Annotated in this window: 20 protein-coding genes; 16 read left to right on the top strand and 4 right to left on the bottom strand. The window is 65.4% G+C overall.

Features of this window, described 5'->3' with window-relative positions; all coding sequences use genetic code 11:
* Positions 1-327 (bottom strand): flagellin N-terminal helical domain-containing protein (locus tag DFR43_RS13745; RefSeq protein WP_484421918.1); only part of this gene is annotated, 327 nt, incomplete at its 3' end.
* 334 nt (positions 328-661) lie between these two features.
* Here DFR43_RS13745 and ilvD point away from each other — a divergent pair.
* Genes ilvD through DFR43_RS01245 form a run of 3 tightly spaced genes read left to right on the top strand, consistent with a single transcriptional unit; the run spans position 662 to position 4,992 of the window.
* Positions 662-2,572: a dihydroxy-acid dehydratase gene (ilvD, locus tag DFR43_RS01235; protein WP_133595532.1), complete on the top strand. Its 1,911-nt coding sequence runs from the start codon at positions 662-664 to the stop codon at positions 2,570-2,572.
* A gap of 10 nt (positions 2,573-2,582) precedes the next feature.
* A complete protein-coding gene (gene lgt / locus DFR43_RS01240; RefSeq protein WP_133595533.1) occupies positions 2,583-3,380 on the top strand; it encodes a prolipoprotein diacylglyceryl transferase in 798 nt (265 codons plus the stop codon).
* A gap of 58 nt (positions 3,381-3,438) precedes the next feature.
* Positions 3,439-4,992: a malonate--CoA ligase gene (locus DFR43_RS01245; protein WP_133595534.1), complete on the top strand. Its 1,554-nt coding sequence runs from the start codon at positions 3,439-3,441 to the stop codon at positions 4,990-4,992.
* A gap of 27 nt (positions 4,993-5,019) precedes the next feature.
* Here the strand turns inward: DFR43_RS01245 and DFR43_RS01250 are convergent, their stop codons facing one another.
* Entirely contained in the window at positions 5,020-5,463 is a 444-nt protein-coding gene (locus DFR43_RS01250; RefSeq protein WP_133595535.1) for a universal stress protein, read from the bottom strand.
* Positions 5,464-5,601: 138 nt separating this feature from the next.
* Between DFR43_RS01250 and DFR43_RS01255 the strand changes: the two genes are divergently transcribed.
* From DFR43_RS01255 to DFR43_RS01295, 9 genes are all read left to right on the top strand, one after another.
* Entirely contained in the window at positions 5,602-8,049 is a 2,448-nt protein-coding gene (locus DFR43_RS01255; RefSeq protein ID WP_133595536.1) for a heavy metal translocating P-type ATPase, read from the top strand.
* Between the two features lie 4 nt (positions 8,050-8,053).
* Positions 8,054-8,191 (top strand): cbb3-type cytochrome oxidase assembly protein CcoS, encoded by a 138-nt coding sequence (gene ccoS / locus DFR43_RS01260; protein WP_133595537.1) that lies wholly within the window; start codon positions 8,054-8,056, stop codon positions 8,189-8,191.
* Between the two features lie 68 nt (positions 8,192-8,259).
* Positions 8,260-9,711 carry a cytochrome-c oxidase, cbb3-type subunit I gene (gene ccoN, locus DFR43_RS01265; protein ID WP_133595538.1) on the top strand — a complete coding sequence of 484 codons (1,452 nt, stop codon included), beginning with the start codon at positions 8,260-8,262 and terminating at the stop codon, positions 9,709-9,711.
* 14 nt (positions 9,712-9,725) lie between these two features.
* Positions 9,726-10,355 carry a cytochrome-c oxidase, cbb3-type subunit II gene (ccoO, locus tag DFR43_RS01270; protein WP_133595539.1) on the top strand — a complete coding sequence of 210 codons (630 nt, stop codon included), beginning with the start codon at positions 9,726-9,728 and terminating at the stop codon, positions 10,353-10,355.
* A 21-nt stretch (positions 10,356-10,376) separates the two neighbouring features.
* Positions 10,377-10,514: a cbb3-type cytochrome oxidase subunit 3 gene (locus tag DFR43_RS01275; RefSeq protein ID WP_133595540.1), complete on the top strand. Its 138-nt coding sequence runs from the start codon at positions 10,377-10,379 to the stop codon at positions 10,512-10,514.
* A 27-nt stretch (positions 10,515-10,541) separates the two neighbouring features.
* The gene (ccoP, locus tag DFR43_RS01280) at positions 10,542-11,450 is read left to right on the top strand and encodes a cytochrome-c oxidase, cbb3-type subunit III (RefSeq protein ID WP_133595541.1); all 909 of its coding nucleotides are present in this window, start codon (positions 10,542-10,544) and stop codon (positions 11,448-11,450) included.
* A 24-nt stretch (positions 11,451-11,474) separates the two neighbouring features.
* On the top strand, positions 11,475-12,905 hold the full coding sequence (gene ccoG / locus DFR43_RS01285; RefSeq protein ID WP_245988779.1) for a cytochrome c oxidase accessory protein CcoG: 1,431 nt from the start codon (positions 11,475-11,477) through the stop codon (positions 12,903-12,905).
* A gap of 34 nt (positions 12,906-12,939) precedes the next feature.
* Complete coding sequence (locus DFR43_RS01290; protein WP_133595543.1) at positions 12,940-13,242, top strand: nitrogen fixation protein FixH; 303 nt, start codon at positions 12,940-12,942, stop codon at positions 13,240-13,242.
* Positions 13,243-13,286: 44 nt separating this feature from the next.
* The gene (locus tag DFR43_RS01295) at positions 13,287-13,616 is read left to right on the top strand and encodes a hypothetical protein (RefSeq protein ID WP_133595544.1); all 330 of its coding nucleotides are present in this window, start codon (positions 13,287-13,289) and stop codon (positions 13,614-13,616) included.
* A gap of 40 nt (positions 13,617-13,656) precedes the next feature.
* Here the strand turns inward: DFR43_RS01295 and fnr are convergent, their stop codons facing one another.
* Positions 13,657-14,388 carry a fumarate/nitrate reduction transcriptional regulator Fnr gene (gene fnr, locus DFR43_RS01300; RefSeq protein ID WP_133595545.1) on the bottom strand — a complete coding sequence of 244 codons (732 nt, stop codon included), beginning with the start codon at positions 14,386-14,388 and terminating at the stop codon, positions 13,657-13,659.
* Positions 14,389-14,528: 140 nt separating this feature from the next.
* On the opposite strand from fnr, the gene hemN reads away from it, so the two are divergent.
* Together hemN and DFR43_RS01310 are read left to right on the top strand one after the other, a co-directional pair.
* Positions 14,529-15,908 carry an oxygen-independent coproporphyrinogen III oxidase gene (hemN, locus tag DFR43_RS01305; protein ID WP_133595546.1) on the top strand — a complete coding sequence of 460 codons (1,380 nt, stop codon included), beginning with the start codon at positions 14,529-14,531 and terminating at the stop codon, positions 15,906-15,908.
* 35 nt (positions 15,909-15,943) lie between these two features.
* Complete coding sequence (locus tag DFR43_RS01310; protein WP_133595547.1) at positions 15,944-16,615, top strand: sulfite exporter TauE/SafE family protein; 672 nt, start codon at positions 15,944-15,946, stop codon at positions 16,613-16,615.
* Here the strand turns inward: DFR43_RS01310 and DFR43_RS01315 are convergent.
* Entirely contained in the window at positions 16,584-17,528 is a 945-nt protein-coding gene (locus DFR43_RS01315) for a DMT family transporter (protein ID WP_133595548.1), read from the bottom strand. The genes DFR43_RS01310 and DFR43_RS01315 overlap by 32 nt on opposite strands.
* Before the next feature lie 328 nt (positions 17,529-17,856).
* Here DFR43_RS01315 and aceA point away from each other — a divergent pair, with 328 nt between their 5' ends.
* Both aceA and DFR43_RS01325 read left to right on the top strand, forming a co-directional pair.
* Positions 17,857-19,188 carry an isocitrate lyase gene (aceA, locus tag DFR43_RS01320; protein ID WP_133595549.1) on the top strand — a complete coding sequence of 444 codons (1,332 nt, stop codon included), beginning with the start codon at positions 17,857-17,859 and terminating at the stop codon, positions 19,186-19,188.
* Between the two features lie 261 nt (positions 19,189-19,449).
* Positions 19,450-19,875 (top strand): hypothetical protein, encoded by a 426-nt coding sequence (locus DFR43_RS01325; RefSeq protein WP_245988781.1) that lies wholly within the window; start codon positions 19,450-19,452, stop codon positions 19,873-19,875.
* Positions 19,876-19,963 lie beyond the last annotated feature (88 nt).

Consider the following 19,963-nt stretch of genomic DNA (forward strand, 5'->3'; position numbering starts at 1 on the left):
GCGGTCGGAGGCGGAGTTGGTGGCGTTGGCCGATTGCACGGCCAGTTCGCGGATGCGCTGCAGGTTGTTGCCGATGTTGGACAAAGCGCCTTCGGCCGTTTGGGCCAGCGAGATGCCGTCGTTGGCGTTGCGGATGGCCACGTTGAGGCCGCGTACCTGCGTGCCGAAGCGCTCAGAAATCGCCAACCCCGCCGCATCGTCGCGGGCGCTGTTGATGCGCAAGCCGGAGGATAGGCGCTGGATCGTCGTGCCCAGCGCGGCGCTGTTGGTAGACAGGTTGCGTTGAGCGTTCAACGACAAAATGTTGGTGTTGATGGTAAGAGACATGTGATGCTCCTTTGGGCGAAAGAGGCGCCGGCATTGTCTGCCGCTGTCAAACCAACCCCATGCCGGCTTGACCACGAACCTTTTGGAAAGCTCGTTGAGTGCTTTATCGGGTATTGGGCCTGGAACTTTAGGGCGGTGTTGTTACCCGGCAGCCGACGATGGGGGCTGCAGGCGGCGATCCCCCCGGCGTGCTTGATCTCATGAAAAGCGGGGCTCCACGGGGGAGGCTGCCGCGGTTGGTCGGGTGGGGCTGAACGGTTTTTGCGGGCTCGGCGATAATGCTTTTTCTCTTTCTCTGTGTGTCCCTTCACCCTGCCCAGGCAGTCGATCGCTTATGCCTACCTACCGCTCCCGCACCACCACCCATGGCCGCAACATGGCCGGCGCGCGCGCGCTCTGGCGCGCCACCGGCATGAAAGACGGCGATTTCGACAAGCCCATCATCGCCGTGGCCAACAGCTTCACGCAGTTCGTGCCCGGCCATGTGCACCTGAAGGACTTGGGGCAACTCGTGGCGCGCGAGATCGAGGCCGCCGGCGGCGTGGCCAAGGAATTCAACACCATCGCCGTGGACGACGGCATCGCGATGGGCCACGACGGCATGCTGTACTCGCTGCCCAGCCGCGAGCTGATCGCCGACAGCGTGGAATACATGGTCAACGCGCACTGCGCCGACGCGCTGGTGTGCATCTCCAACTGCGACAAGATCACGCCCGGCATGCTGATGGCGGCCATGCGGCTGAACATTCCGGTGGTGTTCGTCTCCGGCGGGCCGATGGAAGCCGGCAAGGTGCGCCTGGCGGTACCCGGCGAGCAGACGGTGCAGATCAAGAAGCTCGACCTGGTCGATGCCATGGTGATGGCCGCCGACACCCAGGTGGACGACGCCACCGTGGCCGAGGTGGAGCGCTCGGCCTGCCCGACCTGCGGCTCCTGCTCGGGCATGTTCACCGCCAACTCGATGAACTGCCTGACCGAGGCGCTGGGTCTGAGCTTGCCGGGTAATGGCACGGTGGTGGCCACCCACGCCGACCGCGAGCAGTTGTTCCGCCGTGCCGGGCGGCTGGTGGTGGAACTGTGCAAGCGCTACTACGAGCAGGACGACGCTTCGGTGCTGCCGCGCGCCATCGCCACCTTCGAGGCGTTCGAAAACGCCGTGGCGCTGGACATTGCCATGGGCGGCTCCACCAACACCGTGCTGCACTTGCTGGCCACCGCCCGCGAGGCGGAGGTGAACTTCACCATGGCCGACATCGACCGCCTCTCGCGCCGCGTGCCCACGCTGTGCAAGGTGGCGCCCAACACCAACAAGTACCACATCGAGGACGTGCACCGCGCCGGCGGGGTGATGGGCATTCTGGGCGAGCTGGACCGCGCCGGCTTGCTGCATACCCAGGTGGCCACCGTGCACAGCCCCACCCTGAAAGACGCGCTCGACCAGTGGGACGTGGCGCGCCAGCCGTCTGAGGCCGTCAAGACCTTCTACATGGCCGGCCCGGCCGGCATTCCCACCCAGGTGGCCTTCAGCCAGAACACCCGTTGGCCTTCGCTCGACCTGGACCGGCAGGCTGGCTGCATCCGCAGCGTCGAACACGCCTACTCCCGCGACGGCGGCCTGGCCGTGCTCTACGGCAACCTGGCGGTGGACGGCTGCATCGTCAAGACCGCCGGCATCGACGAAAGCATGTACGAGGTGGAGGAGCTGCGCTACACCACCAGCGTGCCCACCTCGGTGCTGCGGGTGTTCGAAGGGCCGGCCCGGGTGTTCGAGAGCCAGGACGCGGCCGTGGAGGCCATTCTGGGCGACCAGATCCGCCCGGGCGACGTGGTGGTGATCCGCTACGAAGGCCCGCGCGGCGGCCCCGGCATGCAGGAGATGCTCTACCCCACGTCCTACCTCAAGTCCAAGGGCTTGGGCAAGGTGTGTGCCTTGCTGACCGACGGACGATTCTCCGGGGGCACGTCGGGGCTGTCGATCGGCCACGTCTCGCCCGAGGCGGCCGCCGGCGGCGTGATCGGCCTGGTGCGCGAGGGCGACCTGATTCGCATCGACGTGACGCGCCGCGCCATCCAGTTGGTGGTGGACGACGCCGAGCTGCAACGCCGCCGCGCCGAGCAGGACGCCCTGGGCTGGAAGCCGGCCAAGCCGCGCGCACGCAAGGTCTCGGCCGCCCTGAAGGCCTACGCCATGCTCGCCATGAGCGCCGACAAGGGCGCGGTGCGCGACCTGTCGCTGCTGGACTGACGTCGCGCCCATGCTGCAGCACCCGCAGATCGACCCGGTGGCCTTGCAGATCGGGCCGCTGGCCATCCACTGGTATGGCCTGATGTATCTGGCCGGTTTTGGCCTGTTTCTGTGGCTGGGGCGGCTGCGGCTGGCCCACTGGCCTTACCGCCAGAGCGCCTGGCAGCGGCGCGACGTGGAGGACATCCTGTTCCTGGGCGTGGTGGGCGTGGTACTGGGCGGGCGCCTGGGCTATGTGCTGTTCTACAAGCCGCTGGAGTACCTGGCCGAGCCCTGGCGCGTGCTGGCCGTGTGGGAAGGCGGTATGAGCTTTCACGGCGGCCTACTGGGGGTGTTGTTGGCCATGGCGTGGTTCGCGCACACGCGCCAGCGCCCGTGGCTGCAGGTGATGGACTTCGTGGCGCCGTGCGTGCCAACCGGGCTGGCGCTAGGGCGGCTGGGCAACTTCATCAACGGCGAGCTGTGGGGGCGGGTGGCCGACCCCGCCTTGCCGTGGGCGATGGTGTTTCCCGGGGCCGGGCCGCTGCCGCGCCACCCTTCGCAGCTGTACCAGGCGCTGCTGGAGGGCTTGCTGCTGTTCGTGCTGCTGTGGCTGTACGCCCGCCGCCCGCGCCACTTGGGCGAGGTGTCGGCGGCCTTTTTGGTGGGCTATGGCAGCTTCCGCTTCCTGGCCGAGTTCTTCCGCGAGCCCGATGCCCATCTGGGCCTGTTGGGACTGGGCCTGAGCATGGGCCAGTGGCTCAGCCTGCCCATGGTGCTGGCCGGGGCCGCGCTGTGGGTGTGGGCCGCGCGCCGGCCGGCGGCCTGAGCCCGCCAGCCAGCCTTCGACCCACCCGGTTTCCTTCACCGAACTGCACGCTCCCATGATGCCTGCTTCGAACGATCACAACGTCTGGACCCATTTGCGCGCCGCCTTCCCCGCCGATCTGGACCGCTGGGCCGTGGAGACGGACACGGGCCTCGTCTATTCCTGGCGCGACCTGGACCGCGCCAGCGCCATGATGGCCAATCTGCTGGCTTCGCTGGACCTGCCGCCCGGCGCCCGGGTGGCCGCGCAGGTGGACAAATCCGTGGAGGCGCTGGCGCTGTACATGGCCACGCTGCGTGCCGGCTACGTCTTCCTGCCCCTGAACACGGCCTACCAGCGGGCCGAGATCGAATACTTCATCGGCGACGCGCAGCCCGCCGTGGTCGTCTGCACCGGGGCGAATTTCGGCTGGGTCAGCCAAATCGCCTTCCGAGCGGGTACGGCCTATGTGTTCACGCTCAACGACGACCGCACCGGCAGCCTGCTGGAGCGTGCCGCCCACCACAGCGATGCGCACGCCCCCGTGCCGCGCCAGGCCGACGATCTGGCCGCCATCCTCTACACCAGCGGCACCACGGGCCGCAGCAAAGGCGCCATGCTCAGCCACGGCAACTTGCTGAGCAATGCGCTCATGCTGCGCGACTACTGGGGCTGGCAGCCCGATGACGTGCTCATCCACGCCTTGCCCATTTTCCACGTGCATGGCTTGTTCGTGGCCATCCATGGGGCGCTGATCAACGGCAGCCCCATGCGGTGGATGGGGCGCTTCGACCCGAAGCTGACCCTGCGCTGGCTGGGCTGCGCCACCGTGTTCATGGGCGTGCCCACGTTGTACGTGCGGCTGCTGGCCGAGCCCGGGCTCAGCCCCGAAGCCGTGCGGCCGATGCGGCTGTTCATCTCGGGCTCGGCGCCCTTGCTCATCGACACGTTCAACGCCTGGCGCGAGCGCACCGGCCACACCATTTTGGAACGCTACGGCATGAGCGAGACGCTGATGCTCACCTCCAACCCCTACCGCGCCGACCCGCGCCACGGCGGCCAAAGCGAGCGGCGCGGCGGCACGGTGGGCTTTCCGCTGCCCGGCGTGGCGCTGCGCATCGCTGGGGAGGGGGGCGAGCCGTTGCCGCCGGGGCAGATCGGCGGCATCGAGGTGCGCGGCCCCAATGTGTTCCAGGGCTATTGGGGCATGCCTGAGAAAACCCGCGAGGCATTCACCGCCGACGGCTGGTTCAAGACCGGCGACGTGGGCCTGCAGGACGAACGCGGCTACGTCACCATCGTCGGGCGCAGCAAAGACCTCATCATCAGCGGCGGCTACAACGTCTATCCGGCTGAGGTGGAAGGCGCGATCAACGAACTGCCCGGCGTGGCCGAAAGCGCGGTGGTGGGCGTGCCCCACCCCGACTTTGGCGAAGTGGGCGTGGCCGTGCTCATCGCCCAGCCGGGGGCGGCCTTGCAGCCCGAAGCGGTGCTGGCCGCCCTCAAGGGCCGGCTGGCCAACTACAAGGTGCCCAAGCGTTGCTTCGTGCTGGACGAACTGCCCCGCAACGCCATGGGCAAGGTGCAGAAAAACCAGCTGCGCGAGCGCTACCGCGACCTGTTCGCCGGATGAGCCGCAGGCCCGCTGGGGGGCGACGCTTCAGCGCAGCACCAGCACCGGGATGTGCGAGTGCGTGAGCACCTGCTGCGTTTCGCTGCCCAGCAGCAGGCGCTTGAGGCCGCGGCGACCGTGCGAGGCCATGACGATCAGATCGGCCTTGTGCTTCTTGGCCGCGGCGATGATGGCTTCGGCCACCAGATCGGACTTGACCGTGGCGGGCTTGACCTTGACCGCCATCTTCTGTCCTTCGGCCTTGACGGCGTTGACCACTTCCATCGCCTCGGCCTGCCATTCTTTTTCGATGCGCTTGATCTCTTCGGCCGCCAGGGCCACGCCGCCTTCGAAGTAGGTTTGCGGGTAGCGGGGCACCACCTTCAGGGCCACCACCTCGGCGCCGGTGACGTCGGCGAGCTTGAGGGCGTGCTGCACCGCCAGGTTGGAGAGCTTGGAGCCGTCGGTGGCCACGAGAATGCGCTTGTACATGAGGTTCTCCTGATCGTCAATGAGACGGCTCCCATTCTGCCTTGCCCTGGTGGCCTTGTGGCGTGCCGGCCTGCAGTCGCGCCGGCGCTGTTGACATAAGTCAAACCGTTCCCCGGCCAGGGCTGGTATGCTCGGCCAATGTCGGATTCCACCGTGGTTCAGCAATCGGGCGCCACCGCGCCTGCCGCGCGCCCGGCACATGCGGTGCCGCAGGAGCCGGCCACGCCGCTCGAATCGCCCGACGGCGCGCAGCCTGCCCACCGTGGCCCCCTGACGGTGGACGACGATTTCCTCGTGCTCGACGACCCGGTCGAGCAGGCCGATTTCACCCGCGCCTGCACCGTGGGTGAGCGCTCGCTCACCGAAGCCGTGTTGATGGTGCAGGGCATGTACTGCGCGGCTTGCGCCAACACCGTGGAAGATGCGCTGGCCGGCCTGCCGGGCGTGGAGTCGGCCCAGGTGCATGCCGCCACCCGTCGCCTCACGCTGCGCTGGGACCCACAGCGCGTGCGGCTTTCCACGCTGGCCCGCGCGGTGGGGCGCACCGGCTACCGCCTGCTGCCCATGCAACAGGCCCTGGGCGTGGAGCAGCGGCTGGCCGAGACGCGCCAAGCGCTGTGGCGCCTGTTCGTGGCCGGTTTCTGCATGATGCAGGTGATGATGTACGCGTGGCCGTCCTACGTCACCCAGCCCGGCGAGATTCCGGCCGACATCGATCAGCTGCTGCGCTGGGCGAGCTTCGTGCTCAGCGTGCCCGTGGTCGTTTTTTCCAGCGGTCCGTTTTTCCAGAGCGCCTGGCGCGATTTGCGGCATGGGCGCATCGGCATGGACACGCCGGTGTCCATCGGCATCCTGGCGTGCTTTTTCGTCAGCGTCGCGGCCACCTACGACCCCACCGGCCCCTGGGGCGAGGACGTCTGGTACGACTCGCTGACCATGTTCGTCTTTTTCCTGCTGGGGGGGCGCTACCTCGAATTCCGTCTGCGCGACCGCACCGCCGGCGCCCTGGACGCCCTCATGAACCGGCTGCCCGAGCAGTGCGAGCGCCAGACCGCCGATGGCGGCTTCGAGACGGTTTCCATCAAGCGGCTGGCCGTGGGTGACGTGGTGCGCGTGCAGGCGGGGCAAGCCTTTCCCGGAGACGCCACCGTGCTCAGCGATGGCGCCACCGTGGACGAAGCCCTGCTGACCGGCGAATCCCACCCGGTGACGCGCCGCCGGGGCGAAACCGTGGTGGCCGGCAGCTACAACCTTGCCGGCACCGCGCTGGTGCGCATCGACCGGCTGGGCCGCGACACCCGCTTTGCCCAGATCGTCTCCCTCATGGAGCAGGCCTCCACCGAAAAGCCCCGTCTGGTGCGGCTGGTGGATCGCATTGCCGCGCCCTTCCTGGTGCTGGTGATGCTGGCTTCGGCGCTGGCGGGCTTCTATTGGTGGCAAATCGACCCCAACAAGGCCCTGGCCGTGGCGGTGGCGGTGCTCATCGTGACCTGCCCGTGCGCCCTGTCGCTGGCCACGCCGGCGGCCATGCTGGCGTCGGCCGGCGCGCTGGCCGGGCGTGGCATCCTGGTGCGTCGCCTGCAGGCGTTCGAGACGCTGGCGCGGGTGGACACGTTCGTGTTCGACAAGACGGGCACGCTCACCCAGGACCGGGTGGTGCTGCGTGAGGTGCTGGCCCGCACCGGGCTGAGCCGGCAGGACGCGCTGGCGCTGGCCTGGCCGCTGAGTGCCGCCTCCTTGCACCCCGTCTCGCGGGCGATCGCACAGGCCGCGCGTGCCGAGGTGCCGGGTTTGCTGGCGGCGTCGGCGGCAGAGTCCGTCACCGACGTGCCGGGCGCCGGGCTGGTGCTGCGCACCGCCAGCGGGGTGGAGTACCGCCTGGGCTCGGCCCGGCATGTGGGGCTGGATGAGCAGGCCCTGCTCGCCGAAGGCCGCACCGTGGCCGATGCCCCCTGCGCCTACCTCACCGACGCCCAGGGCTGGGTGGCCACGTTCGTGATGGACGAGGGGGTACGTGCCGACGCCGCCGAGGCCATCGAGGCGCTGCGCCGGCACGGCCTGCGCGTGCACCTGCTGTCGGGCGACCGACTCGCCGCCGCGCAGCGCGTGGCGCGGCAGGTGGGCGTGGACGAGGTGGTGGCCGAAGCCAGCCCCGAGCGCAAGCTGCAGGAGGTGGTGGCGCTGCAGCAACAGGGGGCCACCATCGCCATGGTGGGCGACGGCCTCAACGACGGCCCTGTCCTGGCGCGTGCCGACGTCTCGTTTGCCCTTGGTCATGGGGCGCCGCTGACGCAGTCGCAGTCCGATTTCGTGGTCCAGAGCGGGCGATTGAGCGAGGTGGTGCAGACCGTGCTGCAGGCCCGCCGCACCCTGCAGATCGTCAAACAAAACCTGTGGTGGGCGGGTGGCTACAACGCCATTTCCGTCCCGATGGCCATCGTCGGCTGGATGCCCCCTTGGGCGGCCGGCCTGGGCATGGCGTTGAGCTCTTTCCTGGTGATTGGCAACGCCATGCGCCTGGGGCGGATTCCCATGCTGGCCACCGATCCCATCACCCTTCCTGAACCCCAACCGCTTGCCAGGTGACGCCATGGACATCCTCTACCTCCTCATTCCCCTGTCGGTGCTGCTGGTGCTGGGCATCATCGGCCTGTTCTGGTGGGCCCTGCAGTCGGGGCAATTCGACAACGTCGAGCGCGAAGGCGAACGGATTCTTCGGGGCGATTGATCTATATCAACCGCATCAGATCGGCCCGCGGTGATACTGCACAACGGTGAAATTCGAGAGGAGTTTTTATGTCCGTGACAACAACGGACGCCCAGTCGGGCGTCTATAACGACAAGGTCGTCAGGCAGTTTGCCATCATGGCCGTGGTCTGGGGCGTGGTGGGCATGCTGGTCGGCGTGATCATCGCGGCTCAGCTCACCTGGCCCGCGCTCAACCTAGGCATCGAGTGGTTCTCTTACGGCCGCTTGCGCCCGCTGCACACCAATGCGGTGATCTTCGCCTTCGGCGGCTGCGCGCTCTTTGCCACCAGTTATTACGTGGTGCAGCGCACCTGTCACACACGCCTCTTTGCCGGCCCGTTGGCCGCTTTCACCTTCTGGGGCTGGCAGCTCGTCATCGTGTTGGCTGCGATTTCCCTGCCGCTGGGCTACACCCAGGGCAAGGAATACGCCGAGCTGATCTGGCCGATCGACGTGCTCATCGCCGTGGTGTGGGTGGCCTATGCCATCGTGTTCTTCGGCACCATCGGCATCCGCAAGGTCAAGCACATCTACGTGGCCAACTGGTTCTTCGGTGCCTTCATCCTGGCCGTGGCGCTGCTGCACATCGTCAACAGCGCCGCCGTGCCCACCAGCCTGCTGCATTCGTATTCCGCCTATGCCGGCGTGCAGGACGCCATGGTGCAATGGTGGTACGGCCACAACGCGGTGGGCTTCTTCCTGACTGCCGGCTTCCTGGGCATGATGTACTACTTCATCCCGAAGCAGGCCGAGCGCCCGGTGTACTCCTACCGGCTGTCGATCGTCCACTTCTGGGCGCTGATCTTCACCTACATGTGGGCAGGCCCGCACCACCTGCACTACACCGCGCTGCCGGACTGGGCGCAGTCGCTGGGCATGGTGTTCTCCCTCATTCTGCTCGCGCCGAGCTGGGGCGGCATGATCAACGGCATCATGACGCTGTCGGGCGCTTGGCACAAGCTGCGTGACGACCCGATCCTGCGCTTCCTGATCGTGTCGCTGTCGTTCTACGGCATGTCCACCTTCGAAGGGCCGATGATGTCGATCAAGACCGTCAATGCCCTGAGCCACTACACCGACTGGACCGTGGGCCACGTGCACTCCGGCGCGCTCGGCTGGGTGGGCCTGGTGTCCATGGGCTCGCTGTACTTCCTGATTCCGCGCCTGTTCGGCCAGAAGAAGATGTACTCGGTCCCCGCCATCGAGCTGCACTTCTGGGTCGCCACCATCGGCATCGTGCTCTACATCGCCGCCATGTGGATTGCCGGCGTGATGCAGGGCCTGATGTGGCGCGCCGTCAACCCCGACGGCACCCTGACCTACACCTTCGTCGAGTCCGTCAAGGCCAGCTATCCCTTCTACGTGATCCGGCTGGTCGGTGGGCTGATGTATCTGGGTGGCATGTGCATCATGGCTTGGAACGTGTGGATGACCGCGCGTGAGGGCCTCAAGGCCGGCGCTGTGCCCGCCGTCAAGATCCCCGCACCTGCCCACGCCTGATGGAGTCGCGCAACATGGCCAATCAAAAAGAATCTCCCAAGGGTTTCACCCACGAGCGCATCGAGACCAACAACTTCCTGATGATCGTGCTGATCGTGCTGGTCATCGCGGTCGGGGGGCTGGTGGAAATCGTGCCGCTGTTCTTCCAGAAGTCCACCACGCAGCCGGTCGAGGGGGTCAAGCCCTACACCGCGCTGCAACTGGCCGGGCGCGACGTGTACATCAAGGAGGGCTGCTACGCCTGCCATTCCCAGATGATCCGTCCCTTCCACGCCGAGACCATGCGCTATGGCCACTACTCCCTGGCGGGCGAATTCGTCTATGACCGCCCGTTCCAGTGGGGTTCCAAGCGCACCGGCCCGGATCTGGCCCGAGTCGGTGGCCGCTACTCCGATGAGTGGCACCGCTTGCACCTGATCGATCCGCGCTCGCTGGTGCCGGAGTCCAACATGCCGGCTTACCCCTGGTTGGAGCGCAAGCAGGTCAACGCCGAAGCCATGCCGGCGCGGATGCGGGCGCTGCGCCTGCTCGGGGCGCCGTACACCGACGAGGAAATTGCCAACTCGGTGGAGGAGGTGCGTGGCAAGACGGAGATGGACGCACTGATTGCCTATCTCCAGAGCCTGGGCACGGCGGTTCGTTAATCGGAATAGGAGGGGATGGACATGGATGTCAACGACCTGCGCAGCATCGTTACCGTCATCAGCCTGGTGATTTTCCTGGGCATCGTCTGGTGGGCGTGGTCCAAGCGCAATCAGGCCCGCTTCGACGAGGCGGCCCAGCTCCCGTTGAAGGACGAGTGAGAAGTCCCCCAGCACAAGAGAAACATCATGAGTGATTTCACCAGCGAATTCTGGCACCTCTATGTGGCGGGGCTGACCCTGATCAGCATCATCGCCTGTCTGGTCCTGCTGTGGGTGAGCGGGACGACCAAGGTCAAGGCCCACAGCGACAACACCACCGGCCATGTGTGGGACGAAGATTTGCGTGAGATGAACAACCCCCTGCCCAAGTGGTGGGTGTATCTGTTCATCATCACCGTCGTCTTTGGGCTGCTGTATGGCGCGCTGTATCCGATGTTTGGCAGCATGCAGGGCAAGCTGGGCTGGTCGTCTGCCGGGCAGTATGAGGTCGAAAAGCAGCGCAAGCTCGACGCCATCGCGCCGCTGTATGCCGCTTTCAGCGAGATGGAGCCGGAAAAGCTCGCCGGTGATCCGGCTGCCATGGCCATCGGCGAGCGCCTGTTCATGAACTACTGCGCCCAGTGCCACGGTTCGGATGCGCGCGGCAGCCGCGGCTTCCCCAACCTGACCAACAACGACTGGCTCTGGGGGGGCGATCCCGAATCGATTCGCACCACCATCACCCACGGCCGCATGGGCGTGATGCCGCCGATGGCCGCCGCCGTGGGCACGGCCGAAGACGTGACCAACCTGGCCCACTACGTGCTGAGCCTCTCGGGCAGCCCGCACGACAGCGTGCGCGCCACCCTGGGCAAGCCGAAGTACGCGGCTTGTGCCGCCTGCCATGGTGCCGAAGGCTTGGGCAACACCGCGCTGGGCGCGCCCAACCTGACGGACAACATCTGGCTGCATGGCTGGGGGGTGGAGGCGGTGACACGCGCGATCAATGAAGGTATCACCAACGTCATGCCGGCGCAGAACCATCTGCTGACCGAGCAGCAGATCCACGTGCTGACCGCCTACGTGTGGGGCCTGTCCAACCGGCCCAAAAACTGACGGGACGCTGAAGCAGCCGTGAGCGTGCAAACCCCCAAGGCCGCCGGTCCGCAACCGGCCGGCGGCACTGACGACGAAATCGAAATCTCGCTCTACGCGGCGCGGCAGAAGATTTATCCGCGCTCGGTCAGCGGACTGTTCAGCAAGTGGCGTTGGGCGCTGGTGTGGCTGACGCAGATCGTGTTTTACGGTCTGCCCTGGCTCACCTGGAACGATCGTCAGGCCGTGCTGTTCGACCTGGAGGCCCGGCGCTTCTACATCTTCAATCTGGTCCTGTATCCGCAGGACTTCATCTACCTCACGGGCCTGCTCGTCATCTCGGCGCTGGCCCTCTTTCTCTTTACCGCCATTGCGGGGCGGCTGTGGTGTGGCTATGCCTGCCCGCAGACGGTCTATACCGAGATTTATCTGTGGATCGAGCGCCGCGTCGAGGGTGACCGATCGGCCCGCATGCGGCTGGATCAGTCGCCCCTGTCGCTGCGCAAATTCGGCACCAAGGGCCTCAAGCATGTGCTGTGGGCGGCCTTCGGCCTGTGGACGGGCTTTACCTTCGTGGGCTACTTCACCCCCATTCACGAACTGGGCGCGGCCGTGATCCAGTGGGAACTGGGGCCGTGGCAGACGTTCTGGATCTTCTTCTATGGCTTTGCCACCTATGGCAACGCCGGCTTCCTGCGCGAGCAGGTGTGCAAATACATGTGCCCGTATGCGCGCTTCCAGAGCGCCATGTTCGACAAGGACACGATGATCGTCACCTACGATCAGGCCCGGGGCGAGCCGCGCGGGCCGCGCTCGCGCAAGGCCGACCCCAAGGCCCTGGGGCTGGGAGCCTGTGTGGACTGCACGCTCTGCGTGCAGGTGTGTCCCACGGGCATCGACATCCGCAATGGCCTGCAGTACGAGTGCATCGGCTGCGGCGCTTGCATCGATGTGTGCGACGACGTGATGGACAAAGTCGGCTATCCGCGCGGCCTCATCAAATACTCGACGCAAAACGGCATGGCCCAGGGCTGGACGGCCCGGCAGATGCTGCGCCGCGTCTTGCGCCCACGGGTGCTGGTGTACAGCGGCATTCTGCTGGCCATCACGCTGGCGGTGTTCACCAGTTTGTGGCTGCGCACGCCGCTGAAGGTGGACGTGATTCGGGACCGAGGCGCGCTGGCGCGCATGGTGGAGTTTGGCCGCATCGAAAACGTGTACCGGCTGCAGTTGATGAATGCCACCGAGCAGGCGCAGACCTATCGCCTGACCGTCAGCGGCCTGCCCGGGATCGAGATCGTCTCGGAGGCGGAAGTGGCGGTTCGCCCCACTGAGGTCCGGTCCGTGGCCGTGACGGTGCAGATGCCGCCGGGGGCCGCGGAGCCCGGCTCGCACCCGGTGCATTTCGATATCGTTTCCCTCACCGATCCGGGCATTCGCGTGACCGAAAAGTCCGTTTTCATCGTGCCACGCTGAATGGCCCTGTAGAAAGGCATAGACTATGACCACCATGACCACTCCCTTGAACAATCCCGCCTCGGCGCGACGTGGCGCGCCTTGGTACCGCGAGCCCTATGTGTGGCTGGTGTTGGCTGGCCCGCTGGCCGTGGTGGTGGCGTCGATGTTCACGATCTACCTGGCCGTCACCCGGGCCGACCCCGTGCTGGATCGCACGCCGCCGCCAGCCGTGACTCTCGACGCCGAGTTGCTGGAAAAACTCAGCCCCGAGCAGCGCGCCGCGCTGGAACTGAGCGTGACGCCGGCCCACAAGGCCCGCAACCACGCGGCCAGCCCCACCGTGCCCAAGGATTGATGACCCGACGGCTTGCCCTGCCTCACACACCCAAGGAGCGCCCCATGCTGGCTCAGCGACTGATGTGGATCGCCTGGCCCGCCTTCCTGATGGCGGCGGTGCTGGAAATGGTGGTGTTTGCCTTTGTGGACCCAGGGGAGTTGCACTGGCGCGGGCAGCCGCTGGAAGCCCCGCGCATGGCCGTCTATACGGTGGCTTTCTTTTTCTTCTGGGCGGTGACGATGGCCTCTGGCTTTCTGACGACCATGCTGTCCATGTCCCCGTTCGAGGTGAACCGTTGCCCGGTACCGCCTCAACAGCGTCCGCCCGGTTGTCAAGCGCCACCCGCCGAGCCTGCCGAGGGCTGCGGCGGCCGCTGCACGCCTCGGGCCTGAATCGCCTGAATCTTGCCCAGGCCCCAGCGATGAGACCGGCTCAGGAAGCGGCGCAGCCGTTGGACTGTGGGTTGACCAGCATCTGCAGGGCTTGCGTGTTCTTGATGTGTACGTAGCGCTGCTTCACCTCGATGATGCCTTCGTCCATGAAGCGCGAGAAGGTGCGGCTGACGGTTTCTAGCTTCATGCCCAGGTAGCTGCCGATTTCCTCGCGCGTCATGCGCAAAATGAGTTCGGACTGGGAAAAGCCGCGCGCATGCAGCCGCTGCACCAGGTTGAGCAGGAAGGCCGCCAGCCGCTCTTCGGCCCGCATGCTGCCCAGCAGCAGCATGACGCCGTGATCCCGCACGATCTCGCGGCTCATGATTTTGTGGATGTGATGTTGCAGCGTGCGGAATTCGCGCGACAACTGCTCCAGCCGGTCGAACGGCAGCACGCAGACTTCGGCATCTTCCAGGGCGATGGCCGCGCACGAGTGCTTGTCATGGACGATGCCGTCCATGCCAATGATCTCGCCGGCCATCTGAAAGCCGGTGACCTGATCGCGCCCATCGGCGCTGGTGACGCTGGTCTTGAAAAAGCCCGAGCGCACCGCGTACAGCGATGTGAAGGGATCCCCCGCATTGAACAGGGCGGCGCCCCGCTTGACGCGCCGGCGCGTGGAGATGACATGGTCGAGCTTTTGCATCTCCTCCGCGCTCAGGCCCAGAGGCAGACACAGTTCGCGCAGGTTGCAACTGGAGCAAGCGACTTTGATGTTTTCGATATCCATGGCGTGAAGACCCCGCAGGCCCCGGCGGGCCCGCTCCCCGATGATAAACCGCCTGCATCGCATCTGTGCCCTTGTTTGACTCACATCAATGGCATTGGAGGCGAATTGCTGCACAGTCACGGAAACTGGAGAAACCGTCTGTGAAACATGTGATTGATGAGGAGCTGCTGCGGCGCTTCGACGTGCCGGGCCCCCGGTACACGTCCTACCCGACGGCGGACCGCTTCGTGGAGGCGTTCGGGGAGCACGACTACATCCAGGCGCTGCAACAACGCCGGGCTGGTTCGCTGGCCCTGCCTCTGTCGGTCTATGTGCACATCCCGTTCTGCGCCTCGCTGTGTTACTACTGCGCGTGCAACAAGGTCATCACCAAGCACCACAGCAAGGCGGCGGAATACCTGCGCTACCTCTCGCACGAGCTGGAACTGCAGGTGGCCCACTGCGGGCGCGGGCACCATGTCTCGCAGATGCACCTGGGTGGCGGCACGCCTACTTTCCTCAATGACGCCGAGCTCGAAGACCTGGTGTCGATGATCCGGCGCCAGTTCACCCTCGTGCCCGGTGGGGAATATTCCATCGAAGTGGACCCGCGCACGGTGACCACCGAGCGGCTGCAACACCTGCACCACCTGGGCTTCAACCGCCTGAGCTTCGGCGTGCAGGACTTCGATCCCACGGTGCAAAAAGCGGTGCACCGCATCCAGCCCGCCGAGCAGGTGTTCAAGCTGGTGGAGGCGTCGCGCCGCATTGGGTTCGAATCGGTGAATGTGGATCTGATCTACGGCCTGCCGCAGCAGACGCCGGAGTCCTTCCGTCACACGCTGGAGCAGGTCAGGGCGCTGCGCCCGGACCGCATTGCCTTGTACGCCTATGCGCACCTGCCGGCCCGCTTCAAGCCGCAGCGGCGCATCATCGCGGCGGAGCTGCCGGGGGCCGCCGACAAGCTCGCCATGCTGGCGGCCGCGCTGGACGCGTTCAGCCAGGCCGGCTATGTGTATGTGGGCATGGACCATTTCGCCTTGCCCAATGACGCGCTGGCCGTGGCCAAGCGCCAAGGGCGGCTGCATCGGAACTTTCAGGGTTACAGCACGCAGCCCGATTGCGATTTGATCGCCCTGGGCGTCTCGGCCATCGGCCGCATCGGCGCCACCTACAGCCAGAACGCCAAAACGCTGGAGGAGTACTACGATGCCCTGGACCAAGGGCGGCTGCCCATCGTGCGAGGGCTGGCGCTGAGCCGTGACGATGTGCTGCGCCGCGCCGTCATCATGGCGATCATGTGCCAGGGGGTGGTGGACTTTGAATCGGTGGGCTTGGCCCACCTCATCGATTTCCCCAGCTACTTCGCCCGCGAGCTGGAGCGGTTGCGCGAGCTGGAGGCCGTTGGCCTGGTGCGCGTGGGCGATGGCTGCCTCGAAGTCACCGAAGCCGGCTGGTACCTGGTGCGGGCCATTGCCATGGTGTTTGACAAATACCTGCAGCTCGACCAGGACCGGGCCCGGTTTTCCAAGATCATCTGACCCCACAGGCGCGCGCAGGCTGATACAGTCGCTTCATGCTGGAATCCATGATGGTCTCGGCCCTGGTGATGGGGCTGGTCGGTGGCCCTCACTGCGTGGCCATGTGTGGCGCTGCCTGCGCCGGCATTGCCCGTGGGGCGGCGCCACGCAGCACGCGGGCGCTGTGGCTGTTCCAGTTCAGCCGCTTGGCGGGTTACAGCCTGTTGGGGGCGGTGGCCGGCGGCACGGTACAAGGCATGGCCTGGATGGGGCAGCAGACGGCGGTGATTCGTCCGCTGTGGACGCTGATGCATGTGGCCGCTTTGTTTTTGGGGCTGGCGCTGCTGTGGCAGGCGCGACAGCCGGCCTTCATCGACGCCTGGGCCCAGGGGTTGTGGCGCCGGGCCCGTCCGGTGATGGCCTCGCTGGGCAGTCGAGCCCCGGTGGTGTTGGGCGCTGGCTGGGCGCTGATGCCCTGTGGTCTGTTGTATTCGGCCTTGCTGGTGGCCACCTTGTCGGGCTCGGCGTTCAGTGGAGCGGCGATCATGGCCGCTTTTGCGGCCGGCACCATGGTTTCGCTCACTGCTGCCCCTTGGTTGTTGCTCAAGCTCAAAGACGCGCGCTCCGGCGGCTGGGGTATCCGGCTGGCAGGGCTGGCGCTGGTGTTGCTGTCGGGCTGGGCGTTGTGGATGGGCATCACGAATCCGACGGGCCTGTGGTGCGCCTGAAGCGCGGAGCCGTGGCCACGACCAGCCCGGCCAGCGCCAGCGCGAAGGCCATCCATTGCATTGGCGTGAGTCGTTCACCCAGAAACAGCACCCCAATGGCGGCCGCGCTCAGCGGCAGCATCACCGTGAACACCCCCGCCTGGCTCGCCGGCACCTTCTTCAGGCCGGCCATCCACAGCCAGACCGTCCATACGCTGGCAGCCAGCGAATAGAACACCAGCAGGCCCCACAGCCCCGGCGTGAGGAGGGCAAAGTCGAACCCCTGAACAGCCCACAAGCCCAGCGGCGTCATCAGGGCCAGCCCCCACAGGTTGATCAACGCCGAGATGCGGCGCGGACTCAGGCGGCCGGCCAGCCGTTTGCCAATGACCACATACGAGGCTTCGCACACCACGGCGGCAAAGACCAGCGCATTGCCGATCAGCGGCAGAGGGATGCCCATCCACGTCTGGCTGCTGCCCACAGGGCCGCCGCCCACCTTTTCCAGGGAAAACAGGCCGATGCCCAGAAAGGCCAGCGCAATCGCCACCACCAGCCGCGCGGAAATGGATTCGCGCAACAAGGCCCAACTCAGCAAGGCCACCACCGCCGGGATGGACGACAGGATCACGCCGGCGGCCGTGGCCGTGGTCAGACTCACGCCCCAGAGCATGCAGATGGAAAACAGGAAATTGCCGAGCAGCGACTCGGCAAACAGCAGCCAGCGTGTGCGACTGTCCAGCGGGCCTTCATCGGCCGGCTTGGGCAGCCAATGCGCCATGGCCAGCGCGCCGATGCCAAAGCGCAACCAGGCCAGCAGAAACACGGGGATGACCGCCACGAGGGGCTTGGACAGTGCCACGTAGCTGCCCACCAGCGACATGCTCAATGCCAAGGCGCCGTAGGCCGCCCAAGGCGTGGAAACGATCGTCATGCATACCTCCCAAGCCGCTGATGATGCCAAAAAACCTGGCGGGCAGGGTGAAGGGCCGGGGAATTTCACATACCGATCGATTTTCCATAATGTAAAAATATGAATGCTGCGCTGCAAAAAAATTTTTCATCATGAAAGAAAATTTTTCTTTATATGGAATAAAAAACTTAAGTTGTTGTTTTTCAATGAATAAAAAAATGTCTTGTATAAGACATAAGAGCCTCCAGGGGTCTTATATAAGACTTAAACTGGAGTCCAACGGCAGCGAAATGTCCTCAGGGCCACGAGCCGCCGCACACGGTTTCTTTTCAACCTTCAGGAGAGCGTCATGTCATCCGCCATCAACCAACAACTGAGCCGCCAGCAGCAGATCGAAGCGCTGGAGAAGGACTGGGCCAACAACCCGCGCTGGAAAGGGGTCAAGCGCGGCTACACCGCCGCTGACGTGGTGCGTCTGCGCGGCAGCGTGCAGCCCGAGTACACCTATGCCCAAAACGGCGCCCGCAAGCTGTGGGATTTGGTCAACGGTGGGGCCAAGAAAGGTTACGTGAACGCGTTTGGCGCCATCACCGCTGGCCAGGCCATGCAGCAGGCCAAGGCGGGCCTGGAGGCCGTGTATCTGTCCGGCTGGCAAGTCGCTGCCGACGGCAACACCAGCGAGACGATGTACCCGGACCAGTCGCTGTACGCGTATGACTCGGTGCCGACCATGGTGCGACGCATCAACAATACCTTCAAGCGCGCCGACGAGATCCAGTGGAGCCGCGGCATCGGCCCCGGCGATGAAGGCTTCATCGACTACTTCCTGCCTATCGTGGCAGACGCGGAAGCCGGCTTTGGCGGCGTGCTCAACGCCTTCGAGCTGATGAAGAACATGATCGCCGCGGGTGCCGCCGGCGTGCACTTCGAAGACCAACTCGCCGCGGTGAAGAAGTGCGGCCACATGGGCGGCAAGGTGCTGGTGCCGACCCAAGAAGCCATCGAAAAGCTGATTGCCGCGCGCTTTGCGGCCGACGTGATGGGCGTGCCCACGCTGATCCTGGCCCGCACCGACGCCGAAGCCGCCAACCTGCTGACCTCCGACCATGACGCGCGCGACAAGCCTTTCCTGACCGGCGAGCGCACCCAGGAGGGCTTCTACCGTGTCAAGAACGGCTTGGAGCAGGCCATCTCCCGCGGCGTGTCTTACGCCCCCTATGCCGACCTGGTGTGGTGCGAAACCGGCACCCCCGACTTGGGCTTCGCGCGCGAGTTCGCCCAGGCCATCCATGCCGCCTGCCCGGGCAAGCTGCTGTCCTACAACTGCTCGCCGTCTTTCAACTGGAAGAAGAACTTGGACGACAAGACCATCGCCAAGTTCCAGGACGAACTGTCGGCGCTGGGCTACAAGTACCAGTTCATCACCCTGGCGGGCATCCACGTCAACTGGTTCAACACCTTCAAGTTCGCCTACAACTACGCCCGCGGCGAAGGCATGAAGCACTATGTCGAAATGGTGCAGGAGCCGGAATTCGCCGCCCGCGAACTGGGCTACACTTTCGTGTCGCACCAGCAGGAAGTCGGCGCCGGCTACTTCGACGACGTGACCACCGTCATCCAGGGCGGCTCCTCCAGCGTGAAAGCCCTGACCGGCTCCACCGAAGAAGAGCAGTTCCACTGATCGTCGAGGACTGACTGGGCCCGCCCCCTGGGTTCAAAAACGGGGGCGGGCTCATTGCATGCTGCCGATGGAAATCGGCACTCGCGTGCCTGTGGGGCGAAGGCAGGCTCTCAGGCTAAGCGCTTGCATAGGCATCGGGATTTTCCCTGAAGGCGTGTCCACGTGCAGTCGGCATAATCAATGCACGTTCGAATGCCTATGCTCCCTCCTGTCGGAAAGCTTGGCGGGATTGGGGATTGAAATCACCCTTGTGCTGTCACCGTGCTTGAGACCATCGATTTGTTGGGTGCCCGATTCGCGAAGACCGAACTGGGTCAACAGGAGATCCAGACCCGATCGCTGGGATTGACGCCGCTGGCGCGCAGGCTGTTGATCCTTGTCAATGGCCAAAAAAGCGGCCAGGATCTGGCGATGTTTGCCGGTGGTGCTGAAGTCGAGCCCTTGCTTCGTGAACTGCTGGACAAGGGGTGTATCGAGGTCTGTCCCATACAGATACCGGCCAAGCCCGAAACGCCTGCCGAATCGGCCCAAGCCGGCGAGATCGACGGGTTGCCCGATGCGGCGACGCGCAGCGCTGCTGAAAACGAGATGGCGCGAAACTTCATGATCAACACGGTCAACACCGTGTTTGGTCAGCACTCACGGCTGACCTTGATCGAGACCATTGCCCGCGCCCAAGGGACCTAGGGATTGCGCCAGGCTTATCGCGCATGGGCCAAGGCGATGCAGGAAGACCGGATTGGCGCCAGGCGGTTGAACGAATTTCGAGACAAAT

Source organism: Tepidicella xavieri (assembly GCF_004363315.1).
GTDB classification, from domain to species: Bacteria; Pseudomonadota; Gammaproteobacteria; order Burkholderiales; family Burkholderiaceae_C; genus Tepidicella; species Tepidicella xavieri.

Bases quoted from the DNA above. Each gene is read 5' to 3' on its own strand.
- ccoO (WP_133595539.1), top strand. From the start codon at position 9,726: ATGGCCAATCAAAAAGAATCTCCCAAGGGTTTCACCCACGAGCGCATC.
- DFR43_RS01290 (WP_133595543.1), top strand. From the start codon at position 12,940: ATGACCACTCCCTTGAACAATCCCGCCTCGGCGCGACGTGGCGCGCCT.
- fnr (WP_133595545.1), bottom strand. From the start codon at position 14,388: ATGGATATCGAAAACATCAAAGTCGCTTGCTCCAGTTGCAACCTGCGC.
- ilvD (WP_133595532.1), top strand. From the start codon at position 662: ATGCCTACCTACCGCTCCCGCACCACCACCCATGGCCGCAACATGGCC.
- DFR43_RS01250 (WP_133595535.1), bottom strand. From the start codon at position 5,463: ATGTACAAGCGCATTCTCGTGGCCACCGACGGCTCCAAGCTCTCCAAC.
- DFR43_RS01295 (WP_133595544.1), top strand. From the start codon at position 13,287: ATGCTGGCTCAGCGACTGATGTGGATCGCCTGGCCCGCCTTCCTGATG.
- DFR43_RS01255 (WP_133595536.1), top strand. From the start codon at position 5,602: ATGTCGGATTCCACCGTGGTTCAGCAATCGGGCGCCACCGCGCCTGCC.
- ccoN (WP_133595538.1), top strand. From the start codon at position 8,260: ATGTCCGTGACAACAACGGACGCCCAGTCGGGCGTCTATAACGACAAG.
- DFR43_RS01275 (WP_133595540.1), top strand. From the start codon at position 10,377: ATGGATGTCAACGACCTGCGCAGCATCGTTACCGTCATCAGCCTGGTG.
- DFR43_RS01310 (WP_133595547.1), top strand. From the start codon at position 15,944: ATGCTGGAATCCATGATGGTCTCGGCCCTGGTGATGGGGCTGGTCGGT.
- DFR43_RS01315 (WP_133595548.1), bottom strand. From the start codon at position 17,528: ATGACGATCGTTTCCACGCCTTGGGCGGCCTACGGCGCCTTGGCATTG.
- DFR43_RS01245 (WP_133595534.1), top strand. From the start codon at position 3,439: ATGCCTGCTTCGAACGATCACAACGTCTGGACCCATTTGCGCGCCGCC.
- ccoP (WP_133595541.1), top strand. From the start codon at position 10,542: ATGAGTGATTTCACCAGCGAATTCTGGCACCTCTATGTGGCGGGGCTG.
- aceA (WP_133595549.1), top strand. From the start codon at position 17,857: ATGTCATCCGCCATCAACCAACAACTGAGCCGCCAGCAGCAGATCGAA.
- ccoS (WP_133595537.1), top strand. From the start codon at position 8,054: ATGGACATCCTCTACCTCCTCATTCCCCTGTCGGTGCTGCTGGTGCTG.
- lgt (WP_133595533.1), top strand. From the start codon at position 2,583: ATGCTGCAGCACCCGCAGATCGACCCGGTGGCCTTGCAGATCGGGCCG.